2 protein-coding genes and 1 pseudogene are annotated in these 2,210 nt (G+C 70.3%); 1 reads left to right on the top strand and 2 read right to left on the bottom strand.

Translation table 11 applies throughout. The features are described 5' to 3' along the window. Positions 1 to 153 precede the first annotated feature (153 nt). Positions 154 to 351 carry a DUF3073 domain-containing protein gene (locus B2284_RS05475; protein ID WP_062258217.1) on the top strand — a complete coding sequence of 66 codons (198 nt, stop codon included), beginning with the start codon at positions 154 to 156 and terminating at the stop codon, positions 349 to 351. A 141-nt stretch (positions 352 to 492) separates the two neighbouring features. Here B2284_RS05475 and purM read toward each other — a convergent pair whose 3' ends face one another. Together purM and B2284_RS05465 are read right to left on the bottom strand one after the other, a co-directional pair. Next, positions 493 to 1,608 carry a phosphoribosylformylglycinamidine cyclo-ligase gene (purM, locus tag B2284_RS05470; RefSeq protein ID WP_062258216.1) on the bottom strand — a complete coding sequence of 372 codons (1,116 nt, stop codon included), beginning with the start codon at positions 1,606 to 1,608 and terminating at the stop codon, positions 493 to 495. 86 nt (positions 1,609 to 1,694) lie between these two features. After that, positions 1,695 to 2,210, bottom strand: a pseudogene (locus B2284_RS05465) (amidophosphoribosyltransferase); the annotation flags it as partial.

The following is a 2,210-nucleotide window of genomic DNA, read 5'->3' as shown; positions in this document are numbered from 1 at the left end:
GATCCGCGTCGATGGGCGGAAATCAACGCACCTGAGGTAGCGTTACCCCCACGACAGAAACTTAGGATCCCCAGGGCCCTCCGCCTGACGTCCACACGCCCGCGTGCGGGGTGATGACGGCCGCCCTGGCAACACGACAGAGGGGGTCTCGCCATGGGGCGCGGCCGGGCCAAAGCCAAGCAGACCAAGGTTGCACGCGAGCTCAAGTACTTCTCGCCGGACACCGACCTCAGCGCGTTGGAGCGAGAGCTCCGTGCCTCGCGCAGCGCGAACGAAACGCGTCAGGCGCAAGCCGACGACGAGGGCGACGAGTATGACCGCTATTCCAAGTGGGCGTCGGACGACGCCTGACCACGACGGGCGCGCAACCCGCTTTTTCTTGAGTTGACGTGAACGAGAGCCTCCATCCCATCGGGACGGAGGCTCTCGTCGTGCTGACTTCTGCGTGGGCCGCCGCCGAGCTCGAGGGGCTCGAGCGCCCGTGCTCACGCGTCAGGCGTAGCTGCCCACGATCTGGCAGGCGCCGGCGTCGACGCCCTTGGCGCCGGAGATGATCTCTGCCTCGGCGGCGTCGAGGTTCTCGGTGCGTGCGATATCGCCCATGCGCCATGCGGGCAGGTCGAGTTCGGCGCACACCTCGATGGCCGTCGCGGCCTGCTCGGCCGGCAGCACGGCGACGAAGCCGACGCCCATGTTGAGGGTGCGTTCGATGTCGTCCTGGGGCACGTTGCCGACGCGCTGGGTGACGTCGAAGACGGCCGGCGGCGTCCACGTCGAACGCTCGATGCGCGCGCCCATGCCCTTGGGCAACACGCGGGCGACGTTCGCCGCCAGGCCCCCGCCGGTGACGTGGGACAGTGCGTGGATGTCGACGCCGTCGGTGCGGATGAGGCGCAGCAGGTCGGCAGCGTAGACCCGCGTCGGTTCGAGCAGCTCCTCCCCCAGCGTGCGACCGAACTCCTCGACGTGCTTGTCGTAGCCCCACCCGGCGCTCGCGTAGACCTTGCGCACGAGCGAGTAGCCGTTGCTGTGCAGGCCGCTCGCGGCGAGGCCGAGGACGACGTCACCTTCGCGCACCGACTCGGGAAGGATGAGATCGGCCTTGTCGACGACGCCCGTCGCGGCGCCCGCGACGTCGTACTCGTCCGCGGCGAGCAGGCCCGGGTGCTCGGCCGTCTCCCCACCGATGAGGGCGACGTTCGCCTGACGGCATGCCGCTGCGATGCCCTTGACGATGGCCGCGATGCGCTCGGGCACCACCTTGCCGGTCGCGATGTAGTCGGTCATGTAGAGCGGCTCCGCGCCGCACACGACGATGTCGTCGACGACCATGCCGACGAGGTCGAACCCGATCGTGTCGTGCGTGTCGAGCGCCTGCGCGATCGCGACCTTCGTGCCGACGCCGTCCGTCGACGTCGCGAGGATCGGGTGCTCCATGCGCGCGAGGACGGAGGCGTCGAACAGCCCCGCGAACCCGCCGAGGCCGCCGAGCACCTCGGGGCGCTGGGCCTGCTTGACGGAGGCCTTCATCAGTTCGACGGCCTTGTCGCCGGCCTCGACGTCGACGCCGGCGCCTGCGTAGGTGATGGGTTCGTTGTGCTGGGTCATCGTCGTCCTTCGAGGTGCGAGGTCACGGTGCGGGCGCGGCGCCGCCGTCAGGGCTGCGGCGGCGCGGGAGGATCGAGAGGCGTCGGTCAGTTCGACGTGTGGCGACGGGCCGGGCTGACGGCGGCGCCCCCGGCGGGCGAGACGCCGTCGGGGTTGGTGCGGGCGAGGTCGATCGACTCGTCCTGGCCGAGGTCGGCCGTGCCGACCGTCGTCGGATCGACGCCGCCGAACTCGACAGGCAGCTGCAGCTCGAGCAGGCCCTTGCCGAGGCGATCCTCAGCGGGCAGCTCGACGGGGTAACGGCCCGTGAAGCACGCGGTGCACAGGTTCTCGCGCGGCTGCCCGGTGGCGGCGATCATGCCGTCCTCGCTGATGTAACCGAGCGAGTCGGCACCGAGAGACGTCGCGATCTCGTCGACGACGAGGCCGTTGGCGATGAGTTCGGCGCGCGTCGCGAAGTCGATGCCGTAGAAGCACGGCCATCGCACGGGCGGGCTCGAGATGCGCACGTGCACCTCGGCCGCGCCGGCCTCGCGCAGCATCCGCACGAGGGCGCGCTGGGTGTTGCCGCGCACGATCGAGTCGTCGATGACGACGAGGCG

The organism is Dermacoccus sp. UBA1591 (assembly GCF_002322065.1).
Lineage (GTDB): Bacteria > Actinomycetota > Actinomycetes > Actinomycetales > Dermatophilaceae > Dermacoccus > Dermacoccus nishinomiyaensis.
The sequence above is the reverse complement of the archived record's forward strand: the minus strand, read 5'-3'. Positions and strand labels throughout refer to the sequence as shown.

Excerpts from the sequence above, each read along its gene's own strand:
- purM (WP_062258216.1), bottom strand. The coding sequence starts at position 1,608 with ATGACCCAGCACAACGAACCCATCACCTACGCAGGCGCCGGCGTCGAC.
- B2284_RS05475 (WP_062258217.1), top strand. The coding sequence starts at position 154 with ATGGGGCGCGGCCGGGCCAAAGCCAAGCAGACCAAGGTTGCACGCGAG.